Source organism: Marivita sp. S6314 (assembly GCF_023015985.1).
In the GTDB taxonomy this organism is placed as follows: Bacteria; Pseudomonadota; Alphaproteobacteria; order Rhodobacterales; family Rhodobacteraceae; genus Marivita.
This window is the reverse complement of record NZ_JALKAO010000004.1, coordinates 380,202-396,725: the sequence shown is the minus strand read 5'-3', so window position 1 is coordinate 396,725 and position 16,524 is coordinate 380,202. Positions and strand designations below refer to the sequence as shown.

General features: G+C 61.6%; 18 protein-coding genes. 5 read left to right on the top strand and 13 right to left on the bottom strand.

What is annotated here, in order from left to right:
- Positions 1 to 270: 270 nt before the first annotated feature.
- From MWU54_RS14190 to MWU54_RS14160, 7 genes are all read right to left on the bottom strand, one after another.
- On the bottom strand, positions 271 to 1,053 hold the full coding sequence (locus tag MWU54_RS14190; RefSeq protein WP_247084960.1) for a carnitinyl-CoA dehydratase: 783 nt from the start codon (positions 1,051 to 1,053) through the stop codon (positions 271 to 273).
- Positions 1,053 to 3,062: an acetate--CoA ligase family protein gene (locus MWU54_RS14185; protein WP_247084958.1), complete on the bottom strand. Its 2,010-nt coding sequence runs from the start codon at positions 3,060 to 3,062 to the stop codon at positions 1,053 to 1,055. The genes MWU54_RS14190 and MWU54_RS14185 overlap by 1 nt, the downstream gene beginning before the upstream one ends.
- A 148-nt stretch (positions 3,063 to 3,210) precedes the next feature.
- The gene (locus tag MWU54_RS14180) at positions 3,211 to 4,371 is read right to left on the bottom strand and encodes an acyl-CoA dehydrogenase family protein (protein ID WP_247084956.1); all 1,161 of its coding nucleotides are present in this window, start codon (positions 4,369 to 4,371) and stop codon (positions 3,211 to 3,213) included.
- Positions 4,368 to 5,777: a carnitine 3-dehydrogenase gene (locus MWU54_RS14175; RefSeq protein WP_247084954.1), complete on the bottom strand. Its 1,410-nt coding sequence runs from the start codon at positions 5,775 to 5,777 to the stop codon at positions 4,368 to 4,370. Before MWU54_RS14175 ends, MWU54_RS14180 begins: the two co-directional genes overlap by 4 nt.
- On the bottom strand, positions 5,774 to 6,400 hold the full coding sequence (locus MWU54_RS14170) for an SGNH/GDSL hydrolase family protein (protein WP_247084952.1): 627 nt from the start codon (positions 6,398 to 6,400) through the stop codon (positions 5,774 to 5,776). Before MWU54_RS14170 ends, MWU54_RS14175 begins: the two co-directional genes overlap by 4 nt.
- A 9-nt stretch (positions 6,401 to 6,409) precedes the next feature.
- The gene (locus MWU54_RS14165) at positions 6,410 to 6,769 is read right to left on the bottom strand and encodes a hypothetical protein (RefSeq protein ID WP_247084950.1); all 360 of its coding nucleotides are present in this window, start codon (positions 6,767 to 6,769) and stop codon (positions 6,410 to 6,412) included.
- Complete coding sequence (locus MWU54_RS14160) at positions 6,766 to 7,677, bottom strand: 3-keto-5-aminohexanoate cleavage protein (protein ID WP_247084948.1); 912 nt, start codon at positions 7,675 to 7,677, stop codon at positions 6,766 to 6,768. Before MWU54_RS14160 ends, MWU54_RS14165 begins: the two co-directional genes overlap by 4 nt.
- Here MWU54_RS14160 and MWU54_RS14155 point away from each other — a divergent pair.
- Positions 7,676 to 8,704 (top strand): GlxA family transcriptional regulator, encoded by a 1,029-nt coding sequence (locus MWU54_RS14155; RefSeq protein WP_247084946.1) that lies wholly within the window; start codon positions 7,676 to 7,678, stop codon positions 8,702 to 8,704. The two genes, MWU54_RS14160 and MWU54_RS14155, sit on opposite strands and share 2 nt — an antisense overlap.
- Before the next feature lie 57 nt (positions 8,705 to 8,761).
- A complete protein-coding gene (locus tag MWU54_RS14150) occupies positions 8,762 to 8,968 on the top strand; it encodes a hypothetical protein (RefSeq protein ID WP_247084944.1) in 207 nt (68 codons plus the stop codon).
- Here MWU54_RS14150 and MWU54_RS14145 read toward each other — a convergent pair.
- Positions 8,947 to 9,672 (bottom strand): RlmE family RNA methyltransferase, encoded by a 726-nt coding sequence (locus MWU54_RS14145; protein ID WP_247084942.1) that lies wholly within the window; start codon positions 9,670 to 9,672, stop codon positions 8,947 to 8,949. The genes MWU54_RS14150 and MWU54_RS14145 overlap by 22 nt on opposite strands.
- 258 nt (positions 9,673 to 9,930) lie before the next feature.
- Positions 9,931 to 10,650, bottom strand: a complete 720-nt coding sequence (locus tag MWU54_RS14140) for a WYL domain-containing protein (protein ID WP_247084940.1) — start codon at positions 10,648 to 10,650, stop codon at positions 9,931 to 9,933.
- An 87-nt stretch (positions 10,651 to 10,737) separates the two neighbouring features.
- Here MWU54_RS14140 and MWU54_RS14135 point away from each other — a divergent pair, with 87 nt between their 5' ends.
- Positions 10,738 to 11,133: a RidA family protein gene (locus tag MWU54_RS14135; RefSeq protein ID WP_247084938.1), complete on the top strand. Its 396-nt coding sequence runs from the start codon at positions 10,738 to 10,740 to the stop codon at positions 11,131 to 11,133.
- A gap of 48 nt (positions 11,134 to 11,181) precedes the next feature.
- On the opposite strand, the gene MWU54_RS14130 is transcribed toward MWU54_RS14135, so the two are convergent.
- Together MWU54_RS14130 and MWU54_RS14125 are read right to left on the bottom strand one after the other, a co-directional pair.
- Positions 11,182 to 12,735, bottom strand: a complete 1,554-nt coding sequence (locus tag MWU54_RS14130; protein ID WP_247084936.1) for an alanine/glycine:cation symporter family protein — start codon at positions 12,733 to 12,735, stop codon at positions 11,182 to 11,184.
- A gap of 9 nt (positions 12,736 to 12,744) precedes the next feature.
- A complete protein-coding gene (locus MWU54_RS14125) occupies positions 12,745 to 13,182 on the bottom strand; it encodes a universal stress protein (protein ID WP_247084934.1) in 438 nt (145 codons plus the stop codon).
- Between the two features lie 196 nt (positions 13,183 to 13,378).
- On the opposite strand from MWU54_RS14125, the gene MWU54_RS14120 reads away from it, so the two are divergent.
- Both MWU54_RS14120 and MWU54_RS14115 read left to right on the top strand, forming a co-directional pair.
- Positions 13,379 to 13,825 carry an Lrp/AsnC ligand binding domain-containing protein gene (locus tag MWU54_RS14120; RefSeq protein ID WP_247084932.1) on the top strand — a complete coding sequence of 149 codons (447 nt, stop codon included), beginning with the start codon at positions 13,379 to 13,381 and terminating at the stop codon, positions 13,823 to 13,825.
- Positions 13,826 to 13,901: 76 nt separating this feature from the next.
- Positions 13,902 to 14,231, top strand: coding sequence for a hypothetical protein (locus tag MWU54_RS14115; RefSeq protein ID WP_247084930.1), 330 nt, complete (start codon positions 13,902 to 13,904; stop codon positions 14,229 to 14,231).
- A gap of 9 nt (positions 14,232 to 14,240) precedes the next feature.
- On the opposite strand, the gene MWU54_RS14110 is transcribed toward MWU54_RS14115, so the two are convergent.
- Positions 14,241 to 15,185 carry a homocysteine S-methyltransferase family protein gene (locus MWU54_RS14110; protein WP_247084928.1) on the bottom strand — a complete coding sequence of 315 codons (945 nt, stop codon included), beginning with the start codon at positions 15,183 to 15,185 and terminating at the stop codon, positions 14,241 to 14,243.
- A gap of 69 nt (positions 15,186 to 15,254) precedes the next feature.
- On the bottom strand, positions 15,255 to 16,454 hold the full coding sequence (locus MWU54_RS14105; protein WP_247084926.1) for a polysaccharide biosynthesis/export family protein: 1,200 nt from the start codon (positions 16,452 to 16,454) through the stop codon (positions 15,255 to 15,257).
- Between the last annotated feature and the right edge of the window lie 70 nt (positions 16,455 to 16,524).

The window sequence follows — 16,524 nt, the reverse complement described above, 5'->3', positions numbered from 1 at the left end:
TCCCGTCCTGCGTCCCGTTGTGCGCCTCAGCGCCGCCGGTGAAGGGGTATTTAGAGTCACCTCCAAACATCCGCAAGCACAAAAATCAGGAAAATTCAGAAAATGGCCAATTTTCATATAACACAATGAAATTATTGAGATTAAATTCCGATGCGAACGCGGTCAGGCCCGATTTGACCCCACTGGCTGGGCGACTCAGCCGCTGAATGGCCGGTTATCCACAACCTTACCCACACATACCCCTACGGAAAGCAGCAGACTCACCCAGACTCACCGTCCTTTCCAGACCGGATCCCGTTTTTCGGCAAAGGCTTTTGCCCCTTCCAGCTGATCTTCCGACGCATAAAGCACATCCACGCTTTCAAACTGGCGTTTCGTGATCCGATTCATGGCGTCCTGGAACTTCATGTCCTCGGCCTCGCGCACGATCTCCTTGATCGCTGCGTAGACAAGCGGAGGACCCGAGGCCAAGAGCTCTGCCATCTTCCGCGCCTCTCCCATCAGGTCCGCCGCCGGGATCACATGGTTCACGATCCCCCAACGCGCCGCCTCGTCGACCTCAAGCCACCGGCCGGTCAGCAGCATCTCCATTGCGATGTGATACGGGATGCGTTTCGGCAACTTGACCGAGGCCGCATCCGCAACCGTTCCGGACCGGATTTCCGGCAATGCAAAAGACGCGTGATCCGCCGCGAGTATAATGTCGGCACTCAAGGCCAGTTCCAGACCACCCCCACAACAGATGCCGTTCACCGCTGCGATCACCGGTTTGTTCAGGCCCCGCAATTCCTGCAATCCGCCAAAGCCGCCAACACCGTAATCGCCATCCACCGCGTCGCCATCGGCGGCCGCCTTCAAATCCCAGCCCGGACAGAAGAACTTGTCTCCGGCACCGGTCACAATGGCCACGCGAAGGTCGGGATCATCCCGAAAATCGCGGAACACCTCGCCCATCGCGCGGCTCGTGGCCAGATCAATCGCATTCGCCTTGGGCCGATTGAGCGTGACCTCCAACACATGCCCGCGTCGTTCCACATGCAGTGGCGTGTCCATTACAGATCTCCTCGTATTAATGCATCCGCAACAACCGCCCGCGTCGGCGTGACGATCAACGGATTGACCTCAACCTCGGCCACACGACCGGACTGCGCTGTCACATAGTCCTGTATCGCCATGATGGCGGCAACCACTGCCGCGCGATTGGCCGCTGGCTTGCCGCGATACCCCTCCAAAAGCGGCGCGATGCGCAGGCGCTTGAGGGCGGCATCAATCTCTGTCCCGGTCGCGGGCATCAGCAGATGTAAGGTATCCTGCCAAAGCTCGGTCCACACGCCCCCTGCCCCAAGGGTCAGCACATATCCATGCGCTTCATCCGCCACCACGCTGACCAGCAGTTCCGCGATGCCGTCCGAGATCATCTCTTCCAACAAGAAGCGGTCGCAGCCCATGCGCCGCGCCGCGTCTTCCACGTGGCTTTGCGTCGGCAGGTCCAACACGACGCCACCATGTTCGGATTTATGCGCCAACCCGCAGGCTTTCAGCGCTACAGGCAGCAAAGACGCACAGCCCGACACCGCATCCTCAACCGAAGACGCAATAACGTGGCGCGGCACATCGGCACCGTGCTCTGCCAGAGCGGTTTTCGCCGCTGCTTCGTCCAGAACGCGCGGGCCCTCCAATGCCACCGGCATTGGGATGTCCCGGTCCGGATCTGGAGTGACCTGCGGAGCATACAGCGCCGCCAGGGCATCCAACCCGGCTTCCAACCCGTTGAGCGGCAACACCCCCGCCGCCATCAGCCGCTGAGCGCGGGTTTCGGACAACGACTCTGGCAGAGACGCCAAAAGCGCGACAGGTTTGCCGGATGCGCGGCGCGCCGTTACGGCGGCGTCTTCCACGCAAGCCCAGGCTGACGTCACACACCGATCCTCGCGCGGGTAATCGACGACAATCGCGGTCAATTCTGCAGGCCCTGCCGCCATGATGGAATACACCTCGCCCATGCGCGCCGCGTCGTTCCAGATGAATGTTTGGTAATCAAGCGGATTGCTCCGCGTCACCAGCGGCCCAAGCACCGCGTTCAACGCGCTGTCCTGATCGTCGGTCAGGGGGGCATAGGCCAAGCCGCGCGCGTCCCCCCCATCTGCCATCAAGCTGGCCTCACCTCCGGAACAAGACAAGGACGCAATCGGCCCCGGTGTGGCGGGCCCGTAGAGATGCGCATGTTTCAGGGCCTCGATCATCGCGTCAAGAGATCGCACGCGCACGATCCCCAGACGCGCGAACAGCGCCCCGGCCCCGGCATCTGACCCGGCCATCGACGCGGTATGCGACAGTGCTGCGGATTGCGCCGCTTCGGACCGACCGGATTTCAGCGCAATAATCGGCTTGCCAAGTCGCTGCGCCGCGCAGGCGACGGCCTGCATCCGGTGCACATTGCCGACACCTTCAAGGTAAAGGCCCAGTGCGGTGATCTGCGGGTCCTGCAACAGATGAAGCGCCATATCCGCCACCCCGATCTGCGCCTGGTTGCCGGCGGTGCCCAGAAATCCGATCGGCAAACCGCGCTGTTGCATCGACAGGTTCAACGCGATGTTGGAACTCTGGGTCAGAACAGCGACGCCGCTGTCAACCGGGATCAACCCATGGACGTCCGGCCACACGGCAACGCCGTCCAACGCATTCACGAACCCGTAGCAATTGGGTCCGACAATCGCCATCTCACGCGCCGCGGTAATCAGCCCGTCGCTATGCGCTTTGCCGTCCTCGGTCTCGGCGAACCCGCTGGCAAAACAAACGGCCCCACCCGCCCCGATGGCAGACAGCTGGTCAACGACATCCACCGTTGCGTCGCGATTCACGCCAATGAAACACGCGTCCGGAGCTTGCGGCAGTGAAGCAATGTCGCGCAATGCCCCGTCCGCTGTCGGATGCACATGCCACACCGGACCAGCGAACCCGCCATGCGAGAGCGCCCCCAGAACCGACCGGCACCATGCCCCGCCCCCAATCACGGCGATGGAGTGCGGCGTAAACAAGCGCTCCAACGCCGTGCGGGTCATGCGGCGCTCCGGAAAATCAGGTTTGAACAGACCGAGGGAAAAGTCCCCCGACCGCCCGTCCACGGCTCCAAGAATTTACTGGGCGCGCCCAGATTCTTCTCCGAAGAATCTGTCTCCCCGGCTAATAAAAAGTGAACAGCCACCCGCACTAGGCCCCAAGCGGACGTAAAAGGTCCCGGCTGATGATGTGGCGCTGGATTTCCGATGTCCCATCCCAAATCCGCTCCACCCGCGCATCACGCCAGAAGCGTTCGATGGGATAGTCATCCATCAACCCCATCCCGCCATGAAGTTGCAACGTCGCATCCGTCACCCGCGCCAGCATCTCGGTCGCATAGAGCTTCGCGCTCGCAATCTCCCGGTTTGCAGGCAACCCCTGATCCAACCGCCACGCCGACGCCAGCGTTAGCCAGTCTGCCGCGTCGATCTCGGTGATCATGTCGGCGATCTGGAAACTCACCCCCTGAAACTTGCCGATCTGTTGGCCGAACTGCTTGCGCTCCGCCGCATAGTTGAGCGCATGGTCAAAGACCCGCCGCGCGCGGCCAACGCTCATCGTGGCAACCGTGATGCGGGTGGCATACAGCCAGGTGTTCATCACCTCGAACCCGCCATCGACCGCGCCCAGCACCTGCGCATCGCTCAGGCGGCAGTCGTCAAACTCCAGAATACAATTCTTGTACCCCCGATGACTGACCGACCTGTACCCATCCCGCACCGTGAACCCCGGATGCCCGCGATCGACCAGAAAACAGGTGATCCGCTTCTTCGGCCCTTTCGGCGTGTCATCCACACCCGTCGCCACGAACACGATAAAGAAATCCGCATGATCCGCGCCCGAGATGAAATGCTTGGTCCCATCCACGACCCAATCGCCGCCATCGCGCCGCGCGGTGCAGGCCATGCCGCGCACGTCTGATCCGGCCTCGGGTTCGGTCATGGCCAGCGCGTCCATCCGCTCCCCGCGCACGGCGGGCAGCAAATACCGCTCTTTCTGATCTCCCTCACAGGCCATCAGGATGTTCTGCGGGCGTCCAAAGAAATGCGTCAGCGCCATCGACCCACGACCGAGTTCCCGCTCAACCAGAGCGAAATCGACATGGCCCAAACCGGCCCCGCCCACCTCTTCTGGGAAGTTGCAGGCGTAGAACCCCAGATCGATGACCTTGCGCTTGATCTCCTGCGCGATCTCCGCCGGCACCTCCCCTGTGCGCTCCACCTCTGCCTCGTACGGGTAAATCTCGCGTTCGACAAAGTCGCGCACGGTAGAGACGATCATCTCCTGCTCGTCGCTCAAACCGAAATTCATGACGCCTCTCCATGCTTCAATGCCAACCGCTCCACCGCTTCCAAAACTACGGGCAACGGCGGACAAGACCTTCGCGTCTCCAACGACACGTGCAGCAGAAATTGGTCACAGGTCGCCAAGACCGCATCATCCGCCGCGCGGCACATCTCGTGCCAAAGCCGCAGCTTCTTGCCCTTCCCCAGGACAACCCGTGTCGTCACATAGATGTCCTCACCCGCATGGGTTTCGTTCAGATACTTCACCGAGGTTTCCGCCGTGAAGTAACTGTTACCGGCATCAATATACGCCCGATCTGCTCCCACATGGGTCATCAATTCCTCAGACGCATCGCTGAACAACTGCCCGTACCGGCCTTCGTTCATATGCCCGTTCACATCGGTCCAATCGACCGGCACAACCCGGCGCACCGTGACCAGAGGCACCTCGTCCCCCAAAGGCCCGCGCAGCGTATCGTCATGCGCCTTGATCAGCTTACCCGCCGCCGCCTCTTGCTGCTTCAGGCCGCGCAGGATGGCCACAAGGTTGTTGTCGCGCAGGCGTTCCAATTCACGGATGCTCAAAGCCCCGGATTGCTGATCCGACTGATCCGCAATCAGGTCCACCAGCTCATCCGTGAACTCCGGCACATCCATCAGCTTGGTCCACGGCCACTGCAAACACGGCCCGAACTGCGCCATGAAATGCCGCATCCCGGCCTCGCCACCAGCCACGCGATAGGTCTCGAACAGCCCCATCTGCGCCCAGCGAAGCCCGAACCCATAGCGGATCGCGTTGTCGATCTCCTCGGTGGTCGCGATCCCGTCCTTGACCAGCCACAACGCCTCGCGCCAGACGGCCTCAAGGAACCGATCCGCGATATGCGCGTCAATCTCGGCCCGGACATGCAACGGGTACATGCCCAAAGACGTCAGCACCTCTTTCGCCCGCGCCGCATGGGCATCGGACGCACCGCCAGGAACCACCTCTACCAACGGCAGGAGGTACACCGGGTTGAACGGATGCGTGACCATGATCTGCTCAGGCCGTGCAGCACCCTCTTGCAGCTCGGATGGCTTGAACCCCGAGGTCGAGGACCCGATCACTGCCTCAACCGGGCACGCCGCCTGTATCTCGGCCAAAACCCGATGCTTGATGTCGAGCCGTTCCGGCACGCTTTCCTGCACCCATGCAGCACCCTCTACAGCCTCCGCCACGGATCCAACAAACCGCACCGCCCCCCGCACAGGCATCGGCGCTTCATAAAGCATCGGCAACACGCGCGCGGCGTTCGCCATGACCTCCCCGATCTTGCGTTCGGCCTCCGGGTCGGGGTCAAACACCCGCACCTCCCAGCCCATCAACGCGAACCGCGCGATCCAGCCGCCGCCGATCACACCGCCCCCGATAATCGCTGCGACGTTGTTCATGCCAACCGCTCCTTAATCGTGCGCGCCATCACCGCACCAAACGCCTGATGCGCGGCGGCCTCCCAATGCACACCGTCCACCGGTGACACCGCCACCGATTGCCCGGCCGCCGCAAAGCCGCAGCCCTGCCGCTCGGCCGCAGCCAAGAGATGCTCCGTCAATCCCGTCTGCCGCTGCTCGGCCCCGACGAACACATCCGCCAAAACACCCGCTTCCCGCACCGGCGCCGGGGCCACGATCAGGATGTCCTCGACAACGCCTTCGGCCTTGGTCGCCATCACCAACCGTTCCACGGACCGCACGATCTCGAACGCGGTGACGGAAAACCGATGCTTGAGGTCATTTGTCCCCAGCATCAGCACCATCAGATCAATCGGCGTATGGCTGTGAAGAATGGCAGGCAGCACCGTCAGACCGTTGCGCATTCCACCTTCGACCGGATCGTCATGCACCGTGGTTCGCCCAGGTAACCCTTCCGAGATCACGCCATGCTGCGGCCCCAAGGCGCGCGCCATAACATCCGGCCAGCGGTCGTCCGGGTCGTAGCGGGCAAACTGGCCAAGTTCGGTCAGCGGCTTGGTGCCGTGGGTGTTGCTGTCGCCGTAACACAGGATCGTGCGCATAGCTGTCTCCTACTGGCAGCGCTGAAAGTGGATCAGGCTGGCACCATCCCACATCGACAAGGTGCGTTGATCGGGTGACAAAAGGATAAGCTGCTCTTCGTCATAGCTGTCCCCTTCCGCAAAGCAGGACAGCGACAATACCCAGGCCCCGGCCGGACCAACGGCGTCCGCGCTGATGATGTCACAGGTGTTTTCGTAGCCAAGAAGTTCCGTATCCGCGAGGTAGATCGGCGCGGGCGTCACCTCTCCCACCTGTGCCGCATTCGCGCACCAAGCCGGATCAGCGGCCCAATACCCCGCCCATGCCGGGATTTCGGCGTGCGCTGTGGTGGACACCGCCAGCGTCAGGATCAGCGCCAGCCGGGTCATACCGGCGCGCGCTTTGTCAGGTCCAGTTTGCGGCGCACCTCTTCGGGGCCAATGACCGTTGCGCCCATGCCCTCGACCACGCCCACCGCGCGTTCGACCAATTGCGCATTGGTGGCCAGCACGCCCTTGTCCAGCCACAGATTGTCTTCCAAACCGACCCGCACATTGCCCCCGGCCAGGGTTGCCGCAGCGGCATAGGCCATCTGGTTGCGGCCCAGCGAAAACGCACTGAATGTCCAGTGCTCCGGCACGTTGTTCACCATGACCATGAACGTATTAAGATCATCCGGCGCACCCCAAGGCACGCCCATGCACAATTGCACAAGGGCCGGATCTTCCAACACGCCTTCCTTCACCAGTTCCTTGGCAAACCACAGATGCCCGGTGTCAAACGCCTCGATCTCGGGTTTCACGCCCAGATCGGTCATCATCTGGCCCATGGCCCGCAACATGCCGGGCGTGTTGGTCATCACGTAATCGGCTTCGGCAAAGTTCATCGTGCCGCAATCCAGCGTGCAGATTTCGGGCAGACATTCGGCCACATGTGCGACCCGTTCCTCGGCGCTGATCATGTCGGTGCCAGCCGCATTCACCGGCATCGGCGCGCTGGTGGGACCAAAGGTGATGTCACCGCCCATACCAGCCGTCAGGTTGAGCACCACATCCACATCGGCGTCCCGGATGCGGTCCGTCACTTCGCGGTAGTACTCCAGCTTGCGCGACGGCGCGCCGGTCTCGGGGTCCCGCACATGGCAGTGCACAATCGCGGCTCCGGCCCTTGCGGCGTCAATCGCGCTGTCTGCAATCTCTTGCGGCGACCGGGGCACATGGGGACTGCGGTCTTGGGTGCTGCCCGAGCCTGTGACCGCGCAGGTGATGAAAACCTCTTTGTTCATTGCCAATGGCATGCACATCCCTCCCTCGATTTCGGGTAAGTCTGCCACTGGATTTCCCACCAACCATGCACTTATGGTCATCACCATGCTCATTCCGCCAAAATCGCCGGAGGACCAGATAAAAATCGCCTACCTTCTGGTGGATCGGTTTTCCAACCTCTGCCTGTCGAACGCGCTTGAGCCGTTGCGCGCGGCCAACGGGTTTGCGGCGCAGCCGGTCTATACGTGGCACTTCTACAGCCTTGATGGTGCGCCCGTGCGGTCCAGTTCCGGACTGCAGGTGATGCCCGATGGGGCCATCGGAGGGCTCAGCCATGTCGACCGGCTCTACGTGATTTCCAGCTACGGGCATCTGGAAAACGACACGCCCCATATGCGCCGCGCCTTGCAGGCGGCGGCGCGCAAGGCGGATCGCGTGTTCGGGCTGGATGCCGGGGCGTGGTTGCTGGCCTCTTCCGGGTTGCTGAAGGGCCGCAAAGCGACGATCCACTGGGATATTCTTGATGCGTTTTCCGAACGCTTTCTGGATGTGACGGTTGAACACGCCACCTGGATCGCCGACCGCGACGTGCTGACCTGCGCCGGGGCATCGGCCACGCTAGAGCTGAGCCGCCACCTGATCGCCGAAGATATCAGCCCCGCCATCGCGCTGGATGTGGACGGGCTGTTCACCCCGCCCGTGCGCAGCGAAACACTGCCTGCGGTGCGCGATTCCTTGGTGGCACGTGCGACGCGGCTGATGCGGGAAAATGTCGAAGCGCCGTTGCGTCTGGATCACCTGGCGGACGCGTTGAACACCAGCCCGCGCACCTTGACCCGGCGCTGCCAATCTGCGCTGGGAATGACACCGGGGCAATTGTGCCGCCACATTCGCCTGAGCGCCGCGCGGCACCTGGTGGAAAGCTCGACCCTCAGCATTTCCGAGATCGCCGTCCGATGCGGATACGAAGACCCGACCGCCCTGACCCGCGCGTTTCGGACCCGGTTTGGGGCGGCACCAAGGGCGTTTCGCGGCGAAACCGCCATAAAGCAGGCGTAAAAGGGCCGCATTCATTCTTTACCAACACGTTTATGTCAGACCGCCTGGGGAGGCTTTATGCGACATGAACGTGACCTGCATCGCGCGGGCCCGCCGGTGAAGGGCGTGGCGCGATTGTTTGAATTACACCGGCAGGATGCCCTGCAAACGGGTGGCGGCCGCTGTTACGGCCAGCCAGACACGTTGCGGGCGGATGTGGCATTGGGACTGCGCGCCAAGGCGGTGCAGTCTTTGCGACCGCGTCAGTCGGACAAGCCGCGATAACCCGTTGCCACAACGAACTTTTCAGAACTGTCAGAGCGCGACGCTGGCGGCTTGACGTTCATGACTTTGGTAAAGCGTTGTTTTAGCAGCTTTTGCAGCTCACCTTCCGCGCCCCCGGCCAGAACCTTGGCGACAAAGGTGCCGCCTTCTTCGAGCACGTCAAAGGCAAAGTAAGCGGCTGTTTCGCACAGATGAATGATGCGCAAGTGGTCGGTTTGCTTGTGGCCGGAGCTTGACGCGGCCATATCGGACATCACCACATCCGCCTTGCCGCCCAGCCATTCCTTGACCTTGTCGTCGGCCCCGTCTTCAAGAAAATCAAGCACATGGATCTCGGCCCCGGCGATGGGTTCGACCTCTTGCAGGTCGATGCCCAGCACGGTGCCGATCTTCTTGCCCTGTTTTTCCCCCAGCGCATTCACCCGTTTGACCGCCACCTGACACCAGCCGCCGGGCGCGCATCCCAGATCGACGACCCGCGCGCCGGGCACCAGGAAGCGGTATTTTTCGTCGAGTTCCAGTATCTTATAGGCTGCGCGCCCGCGATACCCGTCGGTCTGGGCGCGTTTGACATAGGGATCGTTCAACTGCCGCTGCAACCATCGGGTTGAGCTGAGCTTGCGACCTCGGGCCGATTTTACCTTGACCTTGAGGTCACGTTGTCCGCGGCCGGACGTGTTTTTGCCGCTTGGGGTCTTGGCCATGTTGTCACCGGTGGCTGCTGTTGCAGGTGCTGTAGCATGGCGGATCAGAAAGGTCAGCACAGAACCGGGCTCCGACCAATCTGTCCTCGACCTGTCCCCCGAACAGGTCATTTGCCAGCGGCCAAACCGGTTCAAATTGTTTCGCGCGCGAAACATTGGGTCCGGATCGGACCCATTAACCCCTTGTTAATCTTTGTGCGGATTGTCCGTTTTGTACGGTTGAACCGTACACCAGCAACTTTAACACTCAGCCCCACGTTACCGGGGCAAATCACTGTAGGGACAGACGTCATCTTCAAACGGCACGTGACGTTGACGGAAGGGCACCCCTTCAAGGCATTCGGGTGTGCTGATCCGATCCATCCGGAAATGGCGGAAGTCCTCGCGCGCCGGATCCCACGCCACAAGATACCAAAGCGGCGGCAGGATGAGCATCGCTTGCGGTTCAACTTCACGCTGGGTGATGGCCCCTTTGGCGTCACGATACTGAAAGCGCAGATGCTGCCGTTGAAGAAACGCGGTCTCGAACGCGGGCAGAAGATCCGGGTCCATCGTGCCGATCTGCGAGATGTCCTGCTGCGGTGACAGTGTCCCGACATGCAGGCAATCGAGAAAGCGGCGCAGATCACGGACCTTGTCGGAGGGCAGCGCTTTTTCGATCTTGGCGAGCCCTGCATCGGCGAGATCCGAGAACGGCAGGCTGCCCGCCGCGCGCATGGCGGCGACGCTGATCAGAAGGGCGAACACCTCGGACACAGACAGCCGCGCGGTGGTTTGGACGGATTGCGGGTCAAGCTGCACCCCACCGCCGCGCCCGCATTCGGAATGGATGACAAAGCCCTGATCGCGCAGCGCGCCGATATCGCGCAGCACGGTGCGACGGGACGCGCCGACCTCATCGGCCAGATCATCAATGGTGGATGTGCCGTTGCGGCGCAGGGTGCGGACGATGGCGTCGTGGCGGGAGCGAATGTTCATTTGGTCACCATAGCATCATTGGTGACAAATTTTGGCACTATTTATGTCTAAGCGGTTTGCATGCATCTGAACAAGGAGAATCCCGACATGCAACGTACCCCAGTCAACCCGTGGAATTGGTCCCTCAACCTTGGCTACAATCAGGCCGAGATCATCGACGGCGCGTCGCGCCAGCTGACTTGTGCGGGTCAAACCGCCGTGGATGAAAACGGCGCGCCGCAATGCCCGGGGGACATGCGCGGGCAGATTGATCTGGCGCTGCGCAATCTGGAAGCCGTGCTGGCAGACGCCGGTATGGGATTGGGCGACATCACCCGACTGGGTGTGTTTGCGACAGATGTGGATGAGGCGCTGAAGAACTTCGATCTGCTGGGGCAGCGGTTCGGGCCGGTGCATGCCTCCCCGCCGATGACCTTACTGGGGGTGACCCGGCTGGCCCTGCCCGGCCTGATGTTTGAAATCGAGGCGACAGCGATGGTGTAACCCGGAAAAGTGACCCCGCCGCACGAAACGCGCGGCGGGGGATGTTTGTTAGTGCGTGAACTTCTTGATTTCACCGCTTTGCAAACGCGCGGCGTAGGAGCCCAGCTCTTTCTTGACGAGCTTCATCAGGAAATAGAGGCAGAAGATGTTGACCACCGCCATCGCAAAGATCGCTGCATCCGAGAAGTCGATGACCGGACCAAGGCTGGCCGCCGCCCCGATGACGATGAAGATGCAGAAGATGACCTTGAAGACCAGTTCCGTCGTCTTGCCTTCGCCAAAGAGGTAGGTCCATGCCTTGAGGCCATAATAGCTCCAGGAGATCATGGTGGAGAAGGCAAAGAGCACCACTGCAATCGCCAGCACATAGGGGAACCAACTGATGCCGGAGGCAAAGGCCGCTGATGTCAGGGACACCCCGGAATTGCCGTCGACCGTGGCAATGGCGGTGCCCGCTTCGTTCAGCACGTAGTTGCCGGTGGCCGGATCAATGATCAGTTGCTGCGAGATCACGATCACCAGCGCTGTCATGGTGCAGATCACCACTGTGTCGATCAGCGGTTCCAGCAGGGACACGAAGCCTTCGGTGATCGGTTCCTTGGTTTTCACCGCAGAGTGCGCAATCGCCGCCGAGCCGACGCCCGCTTCGTTCGAGAAGGCCGCCCGTTTGAAGCCCTGGATCAGAGCACCGACAAAGCCGCCCGCGACACCCAGACCGGTGAAGGCCCCGGCGAAGATCTGGCCAAAGGCCCAGCCGATTTTGTCGTAGTTGACGATCAGGATGATCAGCGCGGCACCGACATAGAGAAGACCCATGAACGGCACGACCTTTTCGGTCACGTTGGCGATGGATTTGATGCCGCCGACGATCACCGCGAAAACCACTGCGGCAAAGATGATGCCGGTGATCCAGCCGGGGTAATCGCCGACAATGCCGGAAATCTGCGCATGTGCCTGATTGGCCTGGAACATGTTGCCGCCACCCAGGGCACCCAGAATACAGAAGACCGAGAACAGGACCGCAAGGATCTTGCCGCCCGGCAGGCCCAGTTCCGAAAAGCCCTTGGAAATGTAGTACATCGGGCCACCGGACACGGTGCCATCGGGGTATTCGTTGCGGTACTTCACGCCCAGCGTACACTCGGTGAACTTGGACGCCATGCCCAGAAGACCGGCAAGGATCATCCAGAACGTGGCCCCCGGCCCGCCAATGCCGACCGCCACCGCGACGCCGGCGATATTGCCAAGACCGACCGTGCCGGACAGGGCTGTGGCAAGGGCCTGAAAGTGGCTGACCTCACCTGCGTCATTGGGATCGGAATAGTCGCCTTTGACCAGTTGCACGGAGTGTTTGAAGAACCGGAACTGCACAAAGCCGAAGTAGAAGGTGAAGATTGTTGCGGCGATCACCAGCCACATCACGATCCACGGAAAGCTTGTGCCCGGAAACGGCGCAAAGATCAGGTTGACGAAAGGGCCGGTGAGATTGGCAAAGATTTCGTTGACCCGGGCGTCGATGCCCACCGCCTCTTGCGCGGCAAGGGGGCTGGAGGCTGCGGCTGCACCCAGTGCGGTCAGCCAGAATGTCGATGTCTTGTTCATGTGATCCTCTTACCCAACAACCGTGACGGGCACGTCAGCGTGCATCACGAGGTTTTGCGTGGAGGTGCCGAACACCCGCTTGGTGAAGCCGTCAGACGATCCGCGCCCGACGATGATCTGCGACCCGCCGTTTTCGACCGTGAGGCGGTTGAGCGTTTCGGCCACGTCGCCATGGCGGACGATACCGCTGGCGGAATAGCCCGCATCGGTGAGCGCCTTGACTGCCGGATCCACGATGCGCGTTTTTGCAAGGTCAATCTCTTCCTCGCGGCGCTTGTGACGTTTGGCGTTTTCTTCTGCGGTCTGGAACGTAAAGGGTGACCATTCGATGACGTAGATCACCAGCAACTCGCACGCGTCCATTTTAGACGCCAAGTCTTTTGCAAACGCCAATGCGCGTTCGCCGGTGTCCGTCCCGTCAAGTCCTATGACGATTTTGACTGACATACTGTCCTCCGGTTTTGGATCGTTTTTCATTGTTGAATTGGGGGGTCTGCGCCCCCGGATTTGGGACAGAACAGCGTGGTCAATGGCTGATCGCCCATGACCAGTATCAGTGACAATCACTAGACAATGGGCATTTTCTCAGCCTAATTTTGGGAACTTTTCTTAATTGATGGAAATTTTGCAGGGATATTCACTGGTGAGCAGGGATTTAGACAGGATCGACCACCGCATTCTGGAAGAGCTGGAATCTGACGGGCGGTTGTCGATTGTCGATCTTGCGGCGCGGGTGAACCTGACCAACACGCCGTGTTCCGAGCGGGTGAAGCGGCTGGAGCGCGCGGGCTATATCGATGGCTACCGGGCGGTGGTGAACCGCGACAAGCTGGGGTTGGGCCACCTGACCGTGGTGCAGGTGTCGCTGTCGGCAACCGGCGGCGACAATTCGCTGGACGCGTTCAATGACGCGGTGGCGCATGTGCCCGAGATCGAACGTTGCCTGATGGTGGCGGGGTCGTTCGATTACCTGCTGACGGTGCGCACCCGCGACATCGCGCATTTCCGGCAGGTGCTGGGGGACAAGATCAACACGCTGCCCGGCATCCACCAGACCAATTCATTTGCGGTGATGGAAATCGTTAAGTGACAGGGGGCTTGGTGATCAGCCGCGCGACTTGCCCGGATATGAATGACGCGCTACCCCGGTTGGCAAAGGAGACGACATGGCGCTGCTGAACCTGACCCGATGGCCAAGTGTTCTTGTGTTCCTGCTGGCGGGGTGCACGGCGGCGCTGTTTGCCTTTGTCACGGTGAACCTGTTTTCACAGGCCATGGCCAGCCTGACCTTCCTGCAGACCTTCGGGGCCGAGGCGATCCGGCATGGCGCCTTGCTGCAGGTTATCGAGCTGACGCTGTGGGGATCGCTGTCGCTGTTCTGCTGGCTGGTGTTCAAGATCTGCGAACATGAACTGGTCGATCGCTACGCTGCCTGGGCCAAGGCACGACGGACCCCGACATCGCAAACGCAGGCAAAGACCGATCAAGCAAAGTGATGCCGGGGTCTATTCCGAGGTCGCTTGGCGTACCGCTTTGGCAATCCTTGTCATATGCCGCATATCGGTGCCACAACAGCCGCCAAAAACCTGCAGATGCGGAAAGCGCGTCTTCAGACCGGCCAGTTGATCCGCCAGTTCTTCGGGATCGCCATCGTCCAATGTGTCGGCGTTGTCCAGTTCGGCATGGCTGCAGCGCGACGCATTGGCGACCAGACCTTTCACGCGGGACATCCATGCGGCGTCTGACAGCGCCCCTTCGAAATGATCGGGATGCGCGCAGTTGATCATGAAATAGGCCGCGTAGGCGTCTGTCGCTGCGTCCACTTCGGCAATGGCGTCCTGCAGGGACGCGCCCGTGGGCAAGCGCCCGTCTGTTTCGACGGTGAACGCGATCACCACCGGCAGGCCGTGATGCCGTGCTGTGCGGGTGATGCCGATGGCTTCGGCAGGATAGGCCAGCGTGTAGGCGCTGATCACGTCCACTTCTGTCTGCGCCAGTGCTGAAATCTGTTCCGCATGGTACTGCTCTGCCGCGTCTGCGGTCATCTGCACATCCGGCGCATAGGCGTCGTTGCGGGGGCCGATATTGGCGCTGAGCACCGTCGGCGCATCGCCAAACTGCACACGCGCTTGCGCCATCAGGGCAAGTGCCTCTTGATTGAGGCGCATCAAGGTCTCGGGCGTATAGCCAAGCTCTGCACCGCGATCCCGGTTGGCGACCCATGTCGGGCTTTCCAGAATAACGCCGGCGTTCTCTTGGGTCCCAAGCGTGATGAGGTCACGGTAGTAGGTTAAAAGACGCTGGCGTCCGTCGGCATGTTCCAAAAGCGGATAGGAGGCAAAGCCCGGCAGGTCGATCCCCTGCGTGAAGATCAGGTCGGTCTCCATGCCGACATAGGCCAGCATCACGAGTGCATCGACATGTGGAAAGCTGTCTCGATACCGGGCCATGGGGGTCCTCCTGCGCCGTGCCATTGATCCGGTATAGCACAGGTGTCCCCGCAGTCCGAGGCGTTCCGGCTATTGCAGCGCCGCGACCACGCCCACTACACCGATCACCCGGGCGATTTCGGCAATGTTGGTGATCGTGCTGTCATAGCAGGCCAGCGCATCCCCCGGCAGCAGATACGGATCGTAATCATCCCGGTCGGCCCGGCGCAGCAGGTCTTCGATGTCGCGTTCGATCACCGCGGACACCCCCGTGACCGGGTTGCGGGTGAAGAGCACCGCAGAGCGATCCGCACTTGTGCTGCGCGGGCCGCCTACGCAGTTGGCGTCAATCACCGCCTGCATGTAGCGCGCGCCATAGGGCACTTCGCGGACCGTCTGGCCGATGGCCGATGCGGCATTGTTGGCCGCCGGTTGCGTGAGGTTGGACAGGTACAGGCTGACCCCCGGCGGGCTGATCGGGCTGGGCCGCATCAGGTGATCCTGAAAACACTGGCGCGACGGCACGGTGACCTCGTCCCCTGTGAGCAGCATGATGTCGACCGCGTTCTGTCCCTCGAACACGCCGCGCATATCAAGCCGGTAGACAGTCCCACCACGTCGCACCTGCACGGCCGAGATATCGGCATCCGGGCGCACCCCACCGGCGGCACGCAGCGCGGCAGACAGGTTGCGGGCTTCGGTGGAGGCCCCGAGCGCCTCTTGCCGCCGCGTATCAAGCCGGTCCCCCGAGACACCGCCGATTTCAACCGCGCGCGGTTCAAAAACCGCCCCCGAGACCCCCACGGTGACTGACGCGAAATCCGCGGCCCGGACCGAGATGCGCGGCGGATCGACGTAGAAGTCCTTGGACACCAGTTGGCGGGCAATGTCGGCCTCGATCTGGGCGGTGCTGCGGCCCTGCGCGCGGATCGGCGACAGGAAAGGCAGTTTCAAGGTGCCATCGCGGGAAATGACGTAATCGCCGTTGAAGGTTTCGTCATCGCCGATGCGCACATCGATCAGATCATTGCGGGTCAGCCGCTCGCCGGTCAGCGCAGAAGCAGCGACGGTGCTGCCCTTGCCACCCTCCGCGCCCAGCGGACGGCATTTGCGGGCGTTGATGTCGGCCGAGCGCAGGAAGCTGGCGTCGTTGCGGGACACATCGGGTTCGCGCCATTGCGCCTGGTAAGCGTCGCCCTGTGCGACGGGTTCCAGGTTGTCGGGCCGGTCATAGGCCGTGCAGGCTGCGCATAGCAGCAGTATCGACAATGCGCTTTTTGTCCTGCCCATGATATGTGCGGCCTCTGCAGACGGGGTTGGCCCTTGTCATAAAAGACCAACGCGCGCGGGTCTATGGCGC